This window comes from Kitasatospora sp. NPDC048365 (assembly GCF_043200835.1).
GTDB classification, from domain to species: domain Bacteria; phylum Actinomycetota; class Actinomycetes; order Streptomycetales; family Streptomycetaceae; genus Kitasatospora; species Kitasatospora terrestris.
The window spans coordinates 1-15716 of the sequence record NZ_JBICYJ010000016.1; the positions used below are offsets into that span (position 1 = coordinate 1).

Sequence of the window (15716 nt, forward strand, 5' to 3'; positions counted from 1 at the left end):
TGCTTCTCAAAACTGCCGCCCCCCCCACCCCCCCCGCCCGGTGTTTTTTTTCGCTCACGGGGGGGGGGTGGTTGCGTGTCCCCGCGCGCGGGCGGGGGGCGGGGGCCCCCCCCCCCCACCCCTTCCTGTCAGGCCTTCTTGAGCTGGAAGGTCAGGCCGAGGGACTCGTCGGTGAAGGACTCCGACTCCCAGTCGGCGGCGCCGGCGGCGAAGTCCGTGGCGAGGACCTCGTCGGCGACGAGCTGGCCGTGCTCGGCGACGGCCTCGGCGGTCTCCTCGTTGGCGGCCCGCCAGCGCAGGACGATCCGGTCGGCGACGTCCAGGCCGGAGTTCTTGCGGGCGTCCTGGATCTGGCGGATCGCGTCACGGGCGATGCCGAGCCGCTTGAGCTCCGGGGTGATCGTCAGGTCGAGGGCGACGGTGGCACCGGACTCGTTGGCGACGGCCCAGCCCTCGCGCGGGGTCTCGGTGATGATCACCTCGTCCGGGGAGAGCGCCACGGTCTCGCCGTCGAGCTCGACCGAGGTGGTGCCGGTGGCCCGCAGCTCGGCGGCGAGCCGGGCGGCGTCCGCGGCGGCGACCACCTTGGCGACGTCCTGCACGCCCTTGCCGAACCGCTTGCCGAGCGCGCGGAAGTTGGCCTTGGCGGAGGTGTCGACCAGCGAGGCACCGACCTCGGCGAGCGACTCCACGGCGACGACGTTGAGCTCCTCGGCGATCTGCGCCCGCAGGTCGGCCGGCAGCTCCTCCCAGCCCTGGGCGGCGACCAGCGCGCGGAGCAGCGGCTGACGGGTCTTCACCCCGGACTCGGCGCGGGTGGCGCGGCCGAGCTCGACCAGCCGGCGGACCAGCGCCATGTCGCGCGACAGCTCCGGGTCGACCAGCGTCTCGTCGGCGACCGGCCAGGAGGCGAGGTGCACGGAGAGCGGCGCGTCGGGGGCGACCGGGACGACCAGGTCCTGCCAGACCCGCTCGGTGATGAACGGGGTGAGCGGGGCCATCAGGCGGGTGACGGTCTCCAGCGCCTCGTGCAGGGTGGCGAGCGCCGCGGCGTCGCCCTGCCAGAAGCGGCGGCGGCCGCGCCGCACGTACCAGTTGGAGAGGTCGTCGACGAAGGCGGAGAGCAGCTTGCCGGCCCGCTGGGTGTCGTAGGCCTCCAGCGAGAGGTCGACCTCGCGGACCAGGGTGTTGAGCTCGGAGAGCACCCAGCGGTCCAGCAGCGGCCGCGTCGCGGGTGCCGGGTCGGTCGCCGAGGGCGCCCAGCCGGCGGTGCGGGCGTAGAGGGCCTGGAAGGCGACGGTGTTCCAGTAGGTCAGCAGCGTCTTGCGGACGACCTCCTGGATGGTGCCGTGGCCGACGCGCCGCGCGGACCAGGGCGAGCCGCCGGCGGCCATGAACCAGCGCACGGCGTCGGCGCCGTGCTGGTCCATCAGCGGGATCGGCTGCAGGATGTTGCCCAGGTGCTTGGACATCTTGCGGCCGTCCTCGGCGAGGATGTGGCCGAGGCAGACCACGTTCTCGTACGAGTTCTTGTCGAACACCAGGGTGCCGACCGCCATCAGCGTGTAGAACCAGCCGCGGGTCTGGTCGATCGCCTCGGAGATGAACTGCGCCGGGTAGCGCTTCTCGAACAGCTCCTTGTTCTGGTACGGGTAGCCGTACTGGGCGAACGGCATGGAGCCCGAGTCGTACCAGGCGTCGATCACCTCGGGGACGCGCACGGCGGTGCCGGAGCACTGCGGGCACCCGAAGGTGACGTCGTCGATGAACGGGCGGTGCGGGTCCAGCGCGGACTGGTCGGTGCCGGTGAGCTCGGAGAGCTCGGCGAGCGAGCCGACGCAGGTGAGGTGGTCGTCCTCGCAGCGCCAGATCGGCAGCGGGGTGCCCCAGTAGCGGTTGCGGCTGAGCGCCCAGTCGATGTTGTTGTTCAGCCAGTCGCCGAAGCGGCCGTGCTTGACGTTCTCGGGGAACCAGTTGGTGGCCTCGTTCTCCCGGATCAGGGCGTCCTTGACCGCGGTGGTGCGGATGTACCAGGACGGCTGCGCGTAGTAGAGCAGCGCGGTGTGGCAGCGCCAGCAGTGCGGGTAGCTGTGCTCGTACGGCAGGTGGCGGAAGAGCAGGCCGCGGGCCTGGAGGTCGGCGACCAGCGCCTCGTCGGCCTTCTTGAAGAAGACGCCGCCGACCAGCGGGACCTCCTCCTCGAAGGTGCCGTCGGCGCGGACCGGGTTGACCACCGGCAGGCCGTACTTGCGGCAGGTCGCGAGGTCGTCGGCGCCGAAGGCGGGCGACTGGTGGACGATGCCGGTGCCGTCCTCGGTGGTGACGTACTCGGCGTTGAGGACGTAGTGCGCGTCCTCGATCTCGACCAGGTCGAACGGGCGGCGGTAGGCCCAGCGCTCCATCTCGGCGCCGGTGAAGGACTCGCCGGTGGTCTCCCAGCCCTCGCCGAGCGCCTTGCCGACCAGCGGCTCGGCGACGACCAGGCGCTCGGTGCCGTCGGTGGCGACCACGTAGGTGACGTCCGGGTGGACGGCGGCGGCGGTGTTGGAGACCAGGGTCCACGGGGTGGTCGTCCAGACCAGCAGCGCGGCGGTGCCGGCCAGCGGGCCGGAGGTCAGCGGGAAGCGGACGTAGACCGAGGGGTCGACCACGGTCTCGTAGCCCTGGGCCAGCTCGTGGTCGGACAGGCCGGTGCCGCAGCGCGGGCACCAGGGGGCGACCCGGTGGTCCTGGACCAGCAGGCCCTTGTCGAAGATCTGCTTGAGCGACCACCAGACCGACTGGATGTACGACGGGTCCATGGTCCGGTAGGCCTCGTCGAGGTCGACCCAGTAGCCCATCCGCTCGGTGAGCTTCACGAACTCGTCGGTGTGGCGGGTCACCGACTCGCGGCACTTGGCGTTGAACTCGGCGATGCCGTACGCCTCGATGTCCTGCTTGCCGGAGAAGCCGAGCTCCTTCTCGACGGCGAGCTCGACCGGCAGGCCGTGGCAGTCCCAGCCGGCCTTGCGGGCGACGTGGTAGCCCTTCATGGTCCGGTAGCGCGGGAAGACGTCCTTGAAGACGCGGGCCTCGATGTGGTGGGCGCCCGGCATGCCGTTGGCGGTCGGCGGACCCTCGTAGAACACCCACTCGGGGCGGCCCTCGGACTGCTCCAACGTGCGCTGGAAGACCTTGTTGTCCTGCCAGAAGCTGAGGATCTGGTGCTCGACCGCGGGCAGGTCGACCTGCGGGGGGACGGCGTTGTAGGTGGTCATGAGGCCTCCGACGGATGCGTGGACGTGCTTCCGACGGAGGGACGAGACGGCGTGCCGTCCCGCGGTACCACCCTCCTTGGCCGCGGACTGCTTCCCGCGACCCTCTCCTTGGGTTTTGCTGCCGGTTCTACTGGGCCCTGACCTGGGCCGTTCTTCCGGCGGCTCCGGGGTGATCTTCCCGCCGCGCACACCCCCGGGCTCACACCGTCCCCGGGTCGCTCCTGGCTGCGTACGTCGGTACTCGTCCCATCTGCGCCTTGCAGGCCCAGTGTATCGGGCATCGCAACCCGGATTAGCCGATGACGATCTGGGCACAACTTGGGAAGCACTCGTGCAGCGGCGGCTGCCCGGGTGGGTTCGACGAGCTGCATCGGTATGTCCCGTTGTGACCGGATTCGATGGGGATTATCGTTCCGGCACTGGCAAGATCGTCGGGAACCGACGGTTCGAATTATTCGTAAATGAGGTCGAAGCCATGGCTGAGAAGGCAACAGGGACCGTGACCAAGAGGTCGCGCAAGGCTGTGGCGGGCGACTCGGGGGAGGGGACCGTGAGCACTGCACGGCGTAAGACCAGCACCGGTACCGGCCACGCGGCGGCGACCAGCCGCACCCACGTGGCGGCGGGCAGCGGCGCCCGGGGCGCCGAGTCGGTCGACCCGGCCGAGCTGCCGGTCCGTCCCGGTGAGGAGCCCTGGACCTCCGCCGAGGTCACCGAGCTGCACGCCGAGCTGGAGACCGACCTGCACCGGCTGCGGGCCGAGATCGAGGCCGCCGAGGCCGCCATCGCCGGCCTGATGCGCGACTCCAACGACGGCGCCGGGGACGACCAGGTCGACGCCGGCACCAAGAACATCAACCGGGAGAGCGAGCTCTCGCTCGCCAACAACGCCCGGGACAGCCTCGCCCAGACCGAGCGCGCCCTGGGCCGCCTGGAGGGCGTCGGCTTCGGCCTGTGCGAGTCCTGCGGCCAGCCGGTCGGCAAGGCCAGGCTCCAGGCTTTCCCGCGCGCCACGCTCTGCGTCAGCTGCAAGGCCAAGCAGGAGCGCCGGTAGCCGGACGGCTCCGCAGGCTCCGGTAACAGCGGGGTTTCGGAGGGAGGCCATGGGGGCGGGCGGTGCCGTAGGCTCGTCCCCAGTACCTCGTCCACCTTGCACACGGCAGCGGAGCGGATCATCAGCACTCCAGGTTCCCCCCAGACCCAGGACGACGCCGTCCCCACCGCGCGCACCCCGCAGGACGGCCCGGAGGTCGGCGTGGACGAGACCGCAGGGGTTCCCCAGGGCCCGCAGCCGGCCGGCGCCACCGCCGCCGGGGCCCGCGACCTGGTCCGCCGCAAGCGGGTCGGCGTGCTGCTGGTCGTCGCGCTGCTCGCCTACCTGATCGACCTCGGCTCCAAGCTGCTGGTCGTCGCCAGGCTGGAGGGCCACGCGGCCATCCGGGTCATCGGCGACCTGATGAACTTCCAGGTCATCCGCAACCCCGGCGCCGCGTTCGGCATGGGCCAGGCGATGACCGTGGTGTTCACCGCCATCGCCGCCGCCGTGATCGTGGTCATCTGGCGGATCGCCCGCAAGCTGTACAGCCTGCCCTGGGCGATCGCGCTGGGCCTGCTGCTCGGCGGCGCGCTCGGCAACCTCACCGACCGCCTCTTCCGCTCGCCCGGGGTGTTCCGCGGTCACGTGGTCGACTTCATCTCGGTGCAGCACTTCGCGGTCTTCAACCTCGCCGACTCGGCGATCGTCTGCGGCGGCATCCTGGTGGTGCTGCTGTCCTTCCGCGGCTCCAACCCGGACGGGACCACCCACCACAGCGCCAAGAAGCCCGCCGCCGAGGCCCCCGCCGCTTCCCCGGACGACCAGGTGTAAAACCCGGGTGTGCCGCTTGCGGCATACTCGTACGGGTGAGTACCGCAGCGCAGACCCGCAGCCTCCCCGTTCCCGACGGCCTGGAGGGCGAGCGACTCGACGCCGCCCTGGCCCGGATGTTCGGATTCTCCCGGACGAAGGCGGCCGAACTGGCCTCCGAGGGCAAGGTGACGCTGGACGGCACCGTCGCCGGCAAGTCCGACCGGGTCACCGCCGGCGCCTGGCTGGAGGTCGAGATCCCGGCGCCCGCCGCCCCCGTGCAGGTGGTCGCCGAGCACGTCGAGGGCATGCGGATCATCCACGACGACGAGCACGTCGTGGTCATCGACAAGCCGGTCGGCGTCGCCGCCCACCCCAGCCCCGGCTGGACCGGCCCGACCGTGATCGGCGGCCTCGCCGCCGCCGGCTACCGGATCTCCACCTCCGGCGCCGCCGAGCGCCAGGGCGTCGTCCACCGCCTGGACGTCGGCACCTCCGGGATCATGGTCGTCGCCAAGTCCGAGATCGCGTACACCGACCTCAAGCGGCAGTTCCACGACCGGGTCGTCGAGAAGAAGTACAACGCCCTCGTCCAGGGCCACCCCGACCCGCTGTCCGGCACCGTCGACGCGCCGATCGGCCGCCACCCCTCCTCCGACTGGAAGTGGGCGGTCACCCGCGACGGCAAGCCGTCCGTCACCCACTACGACCTGATCGAGGCGTACCGGGCCGCGTCGCTGCTCGACATCAAGCTGGAGACCGGCCGCACCCACCAGATCCGGGTGCACATGTCCGCGCTGCGCCACCCCTGCGTCGGCGACCTCACCTACGGCGCCGACCCGACCCTCGCCAAGCGGCTCGGCCTCACCCGGCAGTGGCTGCACGCGGTGTCGCTCGGCTTCGAGCACCCCGGCGACGGGCAGTGGGTGCAGTTCGGCAGCGAGTACCCGGCCGACCTGCAGAAGGCGCTCGACGTGATCTCCTCGGAGAGCTGAGCCGTGGCCGAGACGATCCTGGTCGCGGACGGCGACGAGCGGCTGGAGCAGGTCCGGGCGGTCCGCCGCGAGGTGTTCGTCGAGGAGCAGGCCGTCCCCGAGGAGCTGGAGTACGACGCGTACGACGCCACCTCGGTGCACCTGCTGGCGCTCGGCGAGGACGGCACGCCGCTCGGCACCGGGCGGCTGATCCACGGCCCGCAGGCGCTGGAGCTGACCGGCGGCAAGGACGGCCGGGTGCTGCTCGGCCGGCTCGCCGTGGTCAAGGCGGCCCGCGGGACCGGGCTCGGCGCGCGGCTGGTCCGGGCGATCGAGCAGGCCGGCCGCGAGCACGGCGGCACCGAGCTGGAGCTGCACGCCCAGGTCCAGGCGCTCGGCTTCTACGAACGCCTCGGCTACACCGCGGAGGGCCCGGTCTACGACGACGCCGGGATCCCGCACCGCACGATGACCCGGACGCTGTAGCGCGACCCCGGGGCCCTTGTAGGGTGCCCCCCGTGAAGATCATCAGGGACTTGGCGCTCCTCTCCGTCGCGGTGGTGCTGGTGTGCGCCGGCGGCTACTGGGTGTTCGGCCGCGGTGACTGCACGGGGGCGGACGACCGGCTGGGGGAGCGGCTCGCCCGCGAGTCGGTGCTGGCCGCGCCGGGCGACGGGCTGCGGCGGGTGGACCTGACGGTGTACCCGTGCGACGAGGACGACGCGCACGTGGAGCTGAGCGCCGGCTACCGGGTGGACGGCACCGGTGCCGAGACCCGGTACCGGGCCGCGCTGGTCCGCGAGGGCTGGCGCCCGCTGGACCTGGAGTGGCCGACCCGGCACTGCTGGGTGAAGGACACCGCCGGCACCACCGCCTACCTGCGCCTCCGGCCGGTGAGCGAGGCGGAGGTGGCGGTCGTCGTCCGCGCGACCCGCGGCGGCGGCGACTGGTGCTGACCGCTCAGGGGTCGGTGCGGACCCGGGGCAGCGCCTGCGGGTGGTGGTCGCGCAGGTGGGCGATCAGGTGCTCGCGGACGGCGAGGCGCAGGTTGGCGGTGTCGTCGGGGGAGCGGGCGGTCATCCCGGCGCGGACCACGATGGTGCTCGGCGTGGTGTCGGTGACCTGCAGCGACCACTCCTTGCCGTCCCAGAGCCCGCTGCCGCTCAGGTAGTCGTGGAGGGCGGTGCGCAGCTCCTCGACCGGGGTGGTGTGGTCGAGGTGGAGCAGCACCCAGCCGAGCAGCCCGGGGTCGCGGCGGGTCCAGTTCTCGAAGGGCTTGGAGACGAAGTACGAGGTCGGCACGGTCAGCCGCCGGTAGTCCCAGAGCCGGAGCACCAGGTAGGAGAGGGTGATCTCCTCGACGGTGCCCTGCTGGCCGTCGACCACCACGGTGTCGCCGATCCGGACGGTGTCGCTGAAGGCGATCTGCAGGCCCGCGAAGAAGTTGCCGAGGGTGGACTGGGCGGCGATGCCGGCCACGATGCCGAGGATGCCGGCCGAGGCGAGCAGGCTGGTGCCGATGGTGCGCATGGTCTCGAAGGTGAGCAGCATCGACCCGGCGGTGACCACCCAGATCAGTGCGCTGGTGACCCGGCGCAGCAGGGAGAGCTGGGTCTGCACGCGCTGCACCCGGGAGGCGTCCTCGGTGACCGTCTCGTAGCGGGTGTGGACGGCCTCCAGGGCCGCGGCGACCACCCGGACGGCGAGCCAGCCGCAGGCGGCGATCAGGACCAGCAGCAGCAGGTGGCGCAGGTCCTCGTCGTCCTCGATGCCGAAGATCCGCTGCAGCGGTTCGGCGGCGAGCAGGATCGAGGTGAGGACCACCAGCTGGAGCGGGACCCGGCAGCGGCGCAGCTGCTCCCAGACGGGGGCCTCCGGGTGCCGGGCGGCGAGGCGTTGCAGGAGTTGGTCGACGACCCAGCCGATCAGCAGGGTCGCGAGGACGGCGGCGAGCAGGCTGACGAGTGGCCAGAGCACGGGAACACCTCGCGGGGGGACTTTTTCGTACCATATCGCCCGTTTGGTCCGCCGGTGACGGTGCGTCGGACGGACGGTGTGTCAGCGCGGCCGGGCCTGCGGCGTACGTGTCAGGCCTATGATCGGACGAAGGAGTGGATCGAGCCCGGGGGGTGGCGCGGTGGCGTCGGAGTACGAGATCACGGACGGCGAGCTGATGGACGCCGCCGCGGATCCGCAGCAGGCCGCCTCGCTGCACAAGGCACTGCGCACGCTGGCCGGGAACCCCTCGGTCGGCGAGGAGCTGCAGGCGCTGGCCCGGGACGCGCTCTCCGGGCGGATCGGCATCCGGGAGATGATCGAGTCCCCGCGCTACCTGGCGGCGGTCGGCGCCAAGCTGGACGAGATGCGCGAGGCCGCCGAGCGGATGTCCCCCGAGGAGCGGAAGGCCTCCGAGCAGCGCGCCGAGAAGATGCGCGAGGAGCTGCCGGAGGACCAGCGCGACAGCCTCGACGAGAGCCGTGAGGAGCGCCTGGAGGCGGAGCGCGACCGGTACTGAACCGGCCCCGACCCCTGGCGTTCGAGCCGTCTTCAAGTGGGCTTACGGGTTCCCTACTTCGGCCGCGCTTAGGATCGTGATCCATGAGCTTCGGTGGGGCGTGGCGCGGACGGTTCAGGTGGCGCGGACGCCGGGTGGGCCGCGGGACGCTGGTGGTGGCGCTGGTCGCCGTGCTGGCGCTGGCGGGGTTCGGGGCGGTCGCCGCCTCGGGCTCCTCGCAGCCGTCCGTCCGGCAGGAGGACCGGTTCCTGGAGCTTCCGGAGACTCCCGGCAGCGCCGAGCGGGTCCGGATCGACACCTCCTTCTTCACCACCGGCGACGGCCGCCGCCCCGCGGTGCTGCTGGCGCACGGCTTCGGCGGCTCCAAGGAGGGCGAACGGGACCGGGCCCAGCAGCTGGCCCGCTCCGGGTACGCGGTGCTGACCTGGTCGGCGCGCGGCTTCGGGCACTCCGGCGGCCGGATCGGCCTGAACGCCCCCGACCGCGAGGTGCAGGACGTCAAGGCCCTGGTCGACTGGCTGGCCCAGCGCCCCGAGGTGCAGCTGGACGGCCCGGGCGACCCGCGGGTGGGCATCACCGGCGCCTCGTACGGCGGCGCGATCTCGCTGCTCGGCGCCGCGTACGACTCCCGGATCGACGCGGCCGCGCCCGGCATCACCTGGTGGAACCTCGGCGACGCGCTCTTCCCGCAGGGCGTGCGGGGCGGCGGCGCGGCGGACGGCGTGTTCAAGAAGCTGTGGGCCGGGCTGTTCTTCACCACCGGCTCGGCGAGCGGGCTGACCGACGGTCAGGGCCTCGGCGGCGCCCCGCAGGGCGGCGCGAGCGAGCAGCAGGGCCCGGTCGGCTGCGGCCGGTTCCTGGACGAGCTGTGCGCGATGTACAACCGGGTCGCGGTGAACGGGCGGGCGGACGCCGAGGCGCTGGCCGTGCTCGACCGCTCCAGCCCGTCCTCGGTCGGCGACCGGATCAAGGTCCCCACCCTGGTGGTGCAGGGCCAGGCGGACTCGCTCTTCCCGCTCGACCAGGGCGACCGGATCGCCCGGGCGGTCGCCGCCAACGGCGCGCCGGTCGCGGTGGACTGGTTCGCCGGCGGCCACGACGGCGGCCTGGAGACCAGCGACCGGGTGGACGCCCGGGTCACCGCCTGGTTCGACCACTACCTGGCCGGGAAGTCCACCGACACCGGCCCGCTCTTCCGGCTGACCCGCACCGGCGGCCTGGACTCCACCGGCTTCCAGGCCGTGCTGCGCGGCGCCGAGGCGTCGAGCTACCCCGGCCTGGACGGCACCGGCCGGCGGACCGTGGAGCTGGCCGGCCGGGAGCAGACCGCGGCCAACCCGCCCGGCGGCGCCCCGCCGAACCTCTCCACCCTGCCCGGCATCGGCGCGCTCGCCCAGCTCTCCTCGGCGGGCGCCGGCCTGGCCGTCGACTTCCCCGGCCAGTACGCCGCCTTCGACTCCGCGCCGCTGGACGGCCCGCTGCACCTGACCGGCGCCCCGAGCGTCCCCGTCCGCGTGCAGGCAGACCGGCCGGAGGCGGTGCTCTTCGCCAAGCTGTACGACGTCGGCCCGGACGGGCGGCAGAGCCTGCCGCAGCAACTGGTCGCCCCGCTGCGGGTCACCGGCGCGGACGCGCCCGGCGGCCGGACCGTCGAGGTGGTCCTGCCCACCGTCGACCACGCCTTCGAGGCCGGGCACCGCATGCGGCTGGTGCTGGCCGCCACCGACCTGGCGTACTGGTCGCCCATCGAGCCGGCGACCTACCGGATCGCCGCGGCCGGCCCGCTGACCGTGCCCACCGTCGACGGCCTGCACACCGAGGCCGCGCCGCTGCCCGCCCGGACCTGGCTGCTCCCGCTGGTCGCGCTCGCCGTCGCCGCGCTGCTGCTCTTCGGGCACCGGCTGCGCGGCCGCCGCTTCCGCACCCCGGCGCCGGACCCGGCGCTGGCCGGGGTGCCGCTGCAGATCACCGGCCTGTCCAAGCGCTACAAGGGCTCGACCGACCGGTACGCGGTCCGCGAGCTGGGCTTCCGGGTGGAGCAGGGCCAGGTGCTCGGCCTGCTCGGCCCCAACGGCGCCGGCAAGACCACCACGCTGCGGATGCTGATGGGCCTGATCCGGCCCGACGAGGGCGAGATCCGGATCTTCGGCCACGCGATCCGGCCCGGCGCGCCGGTGCTCTCCCGGGTCGGCGCGTTCGTCGAGGGCGCCGGCTTCCTGCCGCACCTCACCGGCCGGGCCAACCTGCACCTGTACTGGCAGGCCACCGGACGGCCCGAGGGCGACGCGCACTTCGAGGAGGCGCTGGAGATCGCCGGACTCGGCGAGGCGCTGGACCGCGCGGTGCGCACCTACTCGCAGGGCATGCGGCAGCGCCTGGCGATCGCCCAGGCCATGCTCGGCATGCCGGACCTGCTGATCCTCGACGAACCCACCAACGGGCTGGACCCGCCGCAGATCCGCGAGATGCGCGAGGTGATGATCCGGTACGCCGCCGCCGGGCGGACCGTGATCGTCTCCAGCCACCTGCTGGCCGAGGTCGAGCAGTCCTGCACCCACCTGGTGGTGATGGACCGCGGCCGCCTGGTCACCGCCGGGCCGGTCGCCGAGATCGTCGGCGCGGGCGAGCTGCTGCTGGTCACGGTGGCCCGCGAGTACGAGGCGGACGAGCTGGCGGTGGCCGCCGACAAGCTGGCCGCGCTCGGCGGGGTCGGCGAGGTGCAGCCGGTCGACGGCGGGCTGCTGGTCCGGCTGGACGGGCTGCCCGCGAGCCGGCTGACCGCGGAGCTGGTGCGGCTGGGGGTGCCCGTCGAGGGCGTCGGGCCGCACCGGCGGCTGGAGGACGCGTTCCTGTCCCTGATCGGAGGTGCGGCATGAGTGCCACGGATGTTGCTGACGGCCGGGTCGCGGCGGAGGGCTACCGGCCCGGGCGCACCCTGCCGCTGCGGGTGGAGGCGCTGCGCCAACTGCGGCGCCGGCGCACCATGGTGGTCGGCGGGGTGCTGTTCGCGATGCCGTTCGTGGTGCTCGGCGCGATCTGGATCGGCGGCTCGCCCGGCCGGGAGAACCGCACCTCGTTCATCGAGCTGGCCACCTCCTCGGGGCTGAACTTCGCCACCACCATGCTGTTCATGGGCACCGGCTTCCTGCTGGTGATCCCGGTCGCGCTGTTCTGCGGCGACACGGTCGCCTCCGAGGCCAGCTGGTCCTCGCTGCGCTACCTGCTGGCCGCCCCGGTGCCGCGGGCCCGGCTGCTGGCCCGCAAGCTGACCGTGGCGCTGGCCTTCTCGGCGGCCGCGGTCGTGCTGCTCCCGCTGGTCGGACTGGCGGTGGGCACCGCCGCGTACGGCTGGGGCGACCTCAAGCTGCCCACCGGGGTCAGCCTCCCCGCCGGGGAGGCCCTGCCGCGCCTGGCGGTCGCGGTGGCCTTCGTCTTCCTCAGCGAACTCGTGGTCGGGGCGCTGGCGTTCTGGCTCTCCACGGCCACCGACGCGCCGCTCGGCGCGGTCGGCGGCGCGGTCTTCGCCTCGATCGTCACCGGCGTGCTGGACGCGGTCACCGCGCTCGGCTCGCTGCGCGAGTGGCTGCCCGCGCACTGGCAGTACTCCTGGGCGGACGCGCTCCAGCCACAGGTGGAGTGGGGCGGCATGCTGCAGGGCGTCTCGCTGTCGGTGTCGTACGCGATCGTGCTGGTCGCGCTGGCCTTCCGCGGCTTCGCCCGCAAGGACGTGGTCTCCTAGGCCTTCCCTATCCTTCCCTATCACCACCTTTCCGCTGCTATGGTTGGTGCGGAAAGGGAGTGAAGCGTGCAGTACTACTCGGTGGAGCAGGTCGCGGAGCTGCTCGGGTTGCACGTCCGGACCGTGCGCGGATACATCCGCGAGGAGCGGCTGCGGGCCACCCGGATCGGCAAGCAGTACCGGATCGCCCGGGAGGACCTGGAGGCGTTCACCGGCACCCCGGCCGAGGCCGCACCGGCCCACCGGCACGTCGAGGTCTCCTCGATCGTCCGGATCGAGGGCATCGACGCGGTCGCGGCCGGGCGGCTGAGCACCGCCGCGCTGGCCGGTGCCACCGGCCGGCGGCCGGACGGCACGCAGCTGCGGGTGCAGACCGTGCACGACGCGGAGCGCGCCACGCTGCAGGTGGTGGTGCTCGGGTCGCCCGGGGCGACCGCCGAACTCCTGCGCATTGTCGAGCTGCTGGCCAAGGAGATGGAATGACGCGGCAGACGGACGAGCTGGAGCAGGTCGGCGCGGTGCCCGTGCTGTTCTGCGCGGCGGGCGGCGCGCCGATCGACGGCGACCGGGCGGCCGGGGACCTGGTCGGCGCCGCCTTCTCGCACGGCGCGCAGTGGATCGCCGTACCCGTCGGGCGGCTGCCGGAGGAGTTCTTCCGGCTGCGCACCCGGCTGGCCGGGGACGTCGTCCAGAAGTTCGCCACCTACCGCCTGGGCCTGGCGGTCCTCGGCGACATCTCCGGCCACCTGGAGACCGGCACCGCGCTGCGCGACTTCGTCCGCGAGTCCAACCGCGGCACCCAGCTCTGGTTCCTCCCGGACGAGGACGCGCTGCGCGCGAAGCTGGTCTAGCGGGCCGGGGCGTTCTTGGTCAGGAAGGCCTGGACGTCGGGGAGGGCCCCGTCGGTGAGCAGCGGGGCGCCGTGGTGGTCGCCCGGGTAGGTCCTGAGCTCCTTGACCGGGGTGACGGCGGCGGCGTGCAGCTGCTGGGCGAACTCGGCGAAGCGGCCGTCCCGGTCCTCGACCGCGAAGAAGGTCGGGACCCGGGAGACGAGCACCGCCTTCTCGGCGTTGGACTCGCCGGGGTGGCTGAGCGGGGTGGAGAGCGAGACCACCGCGCGCACCGGCAGCGGGCTGCTCGCGGGGTCGGCGGCGACCTCGATGGCCGCGCTTGCGCCCTTGGAGGCGCCGACGAGGGCGACCTCGGTGACGCCCTCGGCCTTGAGGCGGGTGATCGCCGCGCGCAGGTCGTCCGGCCCGTTGCCGCCGACCAGGTAGCCGAGCACGGCGTACCCGGCGGCGGTGAACGCGGAGTAGTGCGGCTGCCAGTCGCAGAGCGAGCCGCCGGCCTGCGGGGCGAAGACGATGCCGACCTTGGCGTGCCCGGCGTCCGAGTCGCGGTAGTAGGCGCCGAGCGGCCCGCCGGGGGTGGTCAGGTCGAAGGAGCCGGCCGCGGCCTGGGCCTGGCTCAGGCAGCCGTGGGTGTCCGCCGACGGGCTCGGCGCGGCCGCGACCTTGCCGGTGCCGTCGCCGGTGGAGCCGCAGCCGGCCAGCAGGATCGCGGCCGCCGCCAGGGCGGCTGTGGACAGGCCGACGCGCTTCATCCTGATCTCCCCCGTGCCGTGGAATGGGCGTTCGGCCCAGACGCTAGGCGCGGGGGTGACGGGGCGTCAATGGTATGGACCAATCTGCCGACTGGACCAATTCCTCAGCGGATCGGCGACCAGGCGCGCTCGACCTGCTGGGTGCCTGAGCGGGTCCGGTAGGAGCGGGCCCACTTGGTGGTGGCGTCCTGGCGGGTGCGGTCGGAGAGCACGTAGTAGTCCATCTGCACCTGGTCGGGGGTGATGTCGAGGACGCCGTAGCCGTGCGAGTCGAGGTCGACCCACTTCACGTGGCGGTTGGCGGCCTGGATCGCGGCGACGGCGACCAGCGACAGGGTCTGCGGGGCGACCTTGAGGAAGTCGTCGATGTTGTCCGAGGTCACCGACGTGACCACGAACTCGGTCGCGGCGCTGCCGGAGAACGGGTAGGTGGCGGCCTCGTACGGGACGTCGCTCGCCCAGGCGGAGTGGATGTCGCCGGTCAGGAAGACGGTGTTGCGGATGCCGTGGGACTTGAGGTGGCCGAGCAGTTCGCGCCGGTCGTGGGTGTAGCCGTCCCACTGGTCCGGGTTGACCGCGAGGCCCTCCGCGGGCAGGCCGAGCAGCTGGGCGAGCGGGCGCAGCAGGTAGTCGGGCAGCGAGAGGAAGGCGACCGGGGAGATCATCACCTCGTTGCCGATCAGCCGCCAGGTGGTGTCGGAGGCTGCCAGTCCGGCCTTCAGCCAGTCGAGTTGGGCGCGACCGGTGATGCTGCGGTCGGCCGAGTCGACGCTGCCGCTGCCGGCGGAGGCCTGCTGGGAGCGGTAGGAGCGCAGGTCGAGCAGGTGCAGGTCGGCCAGCTTGCCGTAGCGCAGCCGGCGGTAGGTGGTGCCGGCGATCGAGGGCCGGACCGGCATCCACTCGAAGTAGGCCTGCTTGGCGGCGGCGACCCGGTCGGCCCAGGCGCCCTCGGCGCCGGGGGTGTGGTTCTGGGCGCCGCCGGACCAGGCGTCGTTGGCGAACTCGTGGTCGTCCCAGATCGCGATGGTGGGGACGGCGGCGTGCAGCGCCTGCAGGTCCGGGTCGGTCTTGTAACGGCCGTGCCGGGTGCGGTAGTCGGCGAGGCTCAGGATCTCGTGGGCGGGCGCGTGCGGGCGCACCACGCTGCCGCGGGCGCAGAACTCGCCGGACTTGTACTCGTAGATGTAGTCGCCGAGGAAGAGGAAGGCGTCCAGGTCGCCGCGGGCGGCCAGGTGGCGGTAGGCGGAGAAGTAGCCGGCCTCCCAGTTGGCGCAGGAGGCGACGCCGAGGCGCAGGTGGCCGAGGGCGGCGTCGGCGGCCGGGGTGGTGCGGGCGCGGCCGGTGGGCGAGGTGGTGCCGCCGGCGGTGAAGCGGTACCAGTACGCGGTGTCCGGGCGCAGGCCGCGGACGTCGGCCTTGACGGTGTGGTCGGTGGCGGCGGTGGTGGTGACGGTGCCGGTGGCGACGATCGTGGTGAAGGTGCGGTCGGCGGAGAGCTGCCAGGTGACCGCGGTGTCGGGGCCGAGGCCCGAGCCGGGGACGGCCTCCGGGGCGGGGGTGACCCGGGTCCACAGCAGGATGCCGTCGGGCAGCGGGTCGCCGCAGGCGACGCCGTGCAGGAACTGCGGGGCGGACGCGGCGGTGGCCGTGCCGCCCGCGGCGGTCAGGGGGAGGGCGACCGCGCCGGCGGTGAGCGCGGCGGCCTGGATGACCCGGCGGCGGCGCGGCCGGGCGGGGGGCAGGGAGTCGGTGGGCTCAGTCACAGGATCCGAGACTTACTGA

Annotated in this window: 14 protein-coding genes; 10 read left to right on the plus strand and 4 right to left on the minus strand. The window is 73.2% G+C overall.

Features of this window, described 5'->3' with window-relative positions; translation table 11 throughout:
• Positions 1-128 precede the first annotated feature (128 nt).
• The gene (gene ileS / locus ACGFX4_RS17955; RefSeq protein WP_393074872.1) at positions 129-3257 is read right to left on the minus strand and encodes an isoleucine--tRNA ligase; all 3129 of its coding nucleotides are present in this window, start codon (positions 3255-3257) and stop codon (positions 129-131) included.
• A gap of 550 nt (positions 3258-3807) precedes the next feature.
• Here ileS and ACGFX4_RS17960 point away from each other — a divergent pair.
• From ACGFX4_RS17960 to ACGFX4_RS17980, 5 genes are all read left to right on the plus strand, one after another.
• Entirely contained in the window at positions 3808-4311 is a 504-nt protein-coding gene (locus ACGFX4_RS17960) for a TraR/DksA family transcriptional regulator (protein ID WP_393074875.1), read from the plus strand.
• Between the two features lie 96 nt (positions 4312-4407).
• Positions 4408-5124: a signal peptidase II gene (gene lspA / locus ACGFX4_RS17965; RefSeq protein ID WP_393074878.1), complete on the plus strand. Its 717-nt coding sequence runs from the start codon at positions 4408-4410 to the stop codon at positions 5122-5124.
• 35 nt (positions 5125-5159) lie between these two features.
• Positions 5160-6098, plus strand: coding sequence for an RluA family pseudouridine synthase (locus ACGFX4_RS17970; protein ID WP_393074881.1), 939 nt, complete (start codon positions 5160-5162; stop codon positions 6096-6098).
• 3 nt (positions 6099-6101) lie between these two features.
• A complete protein-coding gene (locus tag ACGFX4_RS17975) occupies positions 6102-6563 on the plus strand; it encodes a GNAT family N-acetyltransferase (protein WP_393074884.1) in 462 nt (153 codons plus the stop codon).
• 32 nt (positions 6564-6595) lie between these two features.
• Entirely contained in the window at positions 6596-7033 is a 438-nt protein-coding gene (locus tag ACGFX4_RS17980) for a hypothetical protein (protein ID WP_393074887.1), read from the plus strand.
• A gap of 4 nt (positions 7034-7037) precedes the next feature.
• Here ACGFX4_RS17980 and ACGFX4_RS17985 read toward each other — a convergent pair whose 3' ends face one another.
• On the minus strand, positions 7038-8054 hold the full coding sequence (locus ACGFX4_RS17985) for a mechanosensitive ion channel family protein (protein WP_393074889.1): 1017 nt from the start codon (positions 8052-8054) through the stop codon (positions 7038-7040).
• Between the two features lie 160 nt (positions 8055-8214).
• On the opposite strand from ACGFX4_RS17985, the gene ACGFX4_RS17990 reads away from it, so the two are divergent.
• From ACGFX4_RS17990 to ACGFX4_RS18010, 5 genes are all read left to right on the plus strand, one after another.
• Entirely contained in the window at positions 8215-8592 is a 378-nt protein-coding gene (locus ACGFX4_RS17990) for a hypothetical protein (protein ID WP_393074892.1), read from the plus strand.
• 83 nt (positions 8593-8675) lie between these two features.
• Positions 8676-11468 carry an alpha/beta fold hydrolase gene (locus ACGFX4_RS17995; protein ID WP_393074895.1) on the plus strand — a complete coding sequence of 931 codons (2793 nt, stop codon included), beginning with the start codon at positions 8676-8678 and terminating at the stop codon, positions 11466-11468.
• Positions 11465-12331 (plus strand): ABC transporter permease, encoded by an 867-nt coding sequence (locus tag ACGFX4_RS18000; RefSeq protein ID WP_393074898.1) that lies wholly within the window; start codon positions 11465-11467, stop codon positions 12329-12331. Before ACGFX4_RS17995 ends, ACGFX4_RS18000 begins: the two co-directional genes overlap by 4 nt.
• Before the next feature lie 66 nt (positions 12332-12397).
• On the plus strand, positions 12398-12814 hold the full coding sequence (locus ACGFX4_RS18005) for a helix-turn-helix domain-containing protein (RefSeq protein ID WP_393074901.1): 417 nt from the start codon (positions 12398-12400) through the stop codon (positions 12812-12814).
• Positions 12811-13182 carry a DUF4180 domain-containing protein gene (locus ACGFX4_RS18010; RefSeq protein ID WP_393074904.1) on the plus strand — a complete coding sequence of 124 codons (372 nt, stop codon included), beginning with the start codon at positions 12811-12813 and terminating at the stop codon, positions 13180-13182. The genes ACGFX4_RS18005 and ACGFX4_RS18010 overlap by 4 nt, the downstream gene beginning before the upstream one ends.
• Here the strand turns inward: ACGFX4_RS18010 and ACGFX4_RS18015 are convergent.
• Both ACGFX4_RS18015 and ACGFX4_RS18020 read right to left on the minus strand, forming a co-directional pair.
• Positions 13179-13934: a hypothetical protein gene (locus tag ACGFX4_RS18015; RefSeq protein ID WP_393074907.1), complete on the minus strand. Its 756-nt coding sequence runs from the start codon at positions 13932-13934 to the stop codon at positions 13179-13181. The genes ACGFX4_RS18010 and ACGFX4_RS18015 overlap by 4 nt on opposite strands.
• 104 nt (positions 13935-14038) lie before the next feature.
• Complete coding sequence (locus tag ACGFX4_RS18020) at positions 14039-15697, minus strand: alkaline phosphatase D family protein (RefSeq protein WP_393074910.1); 1659 nt, start codon at positions 15695-15697, stop codon at positions 14039-14041.
• Positions 15698-15716: the final 19 nt, after the last annotated feature.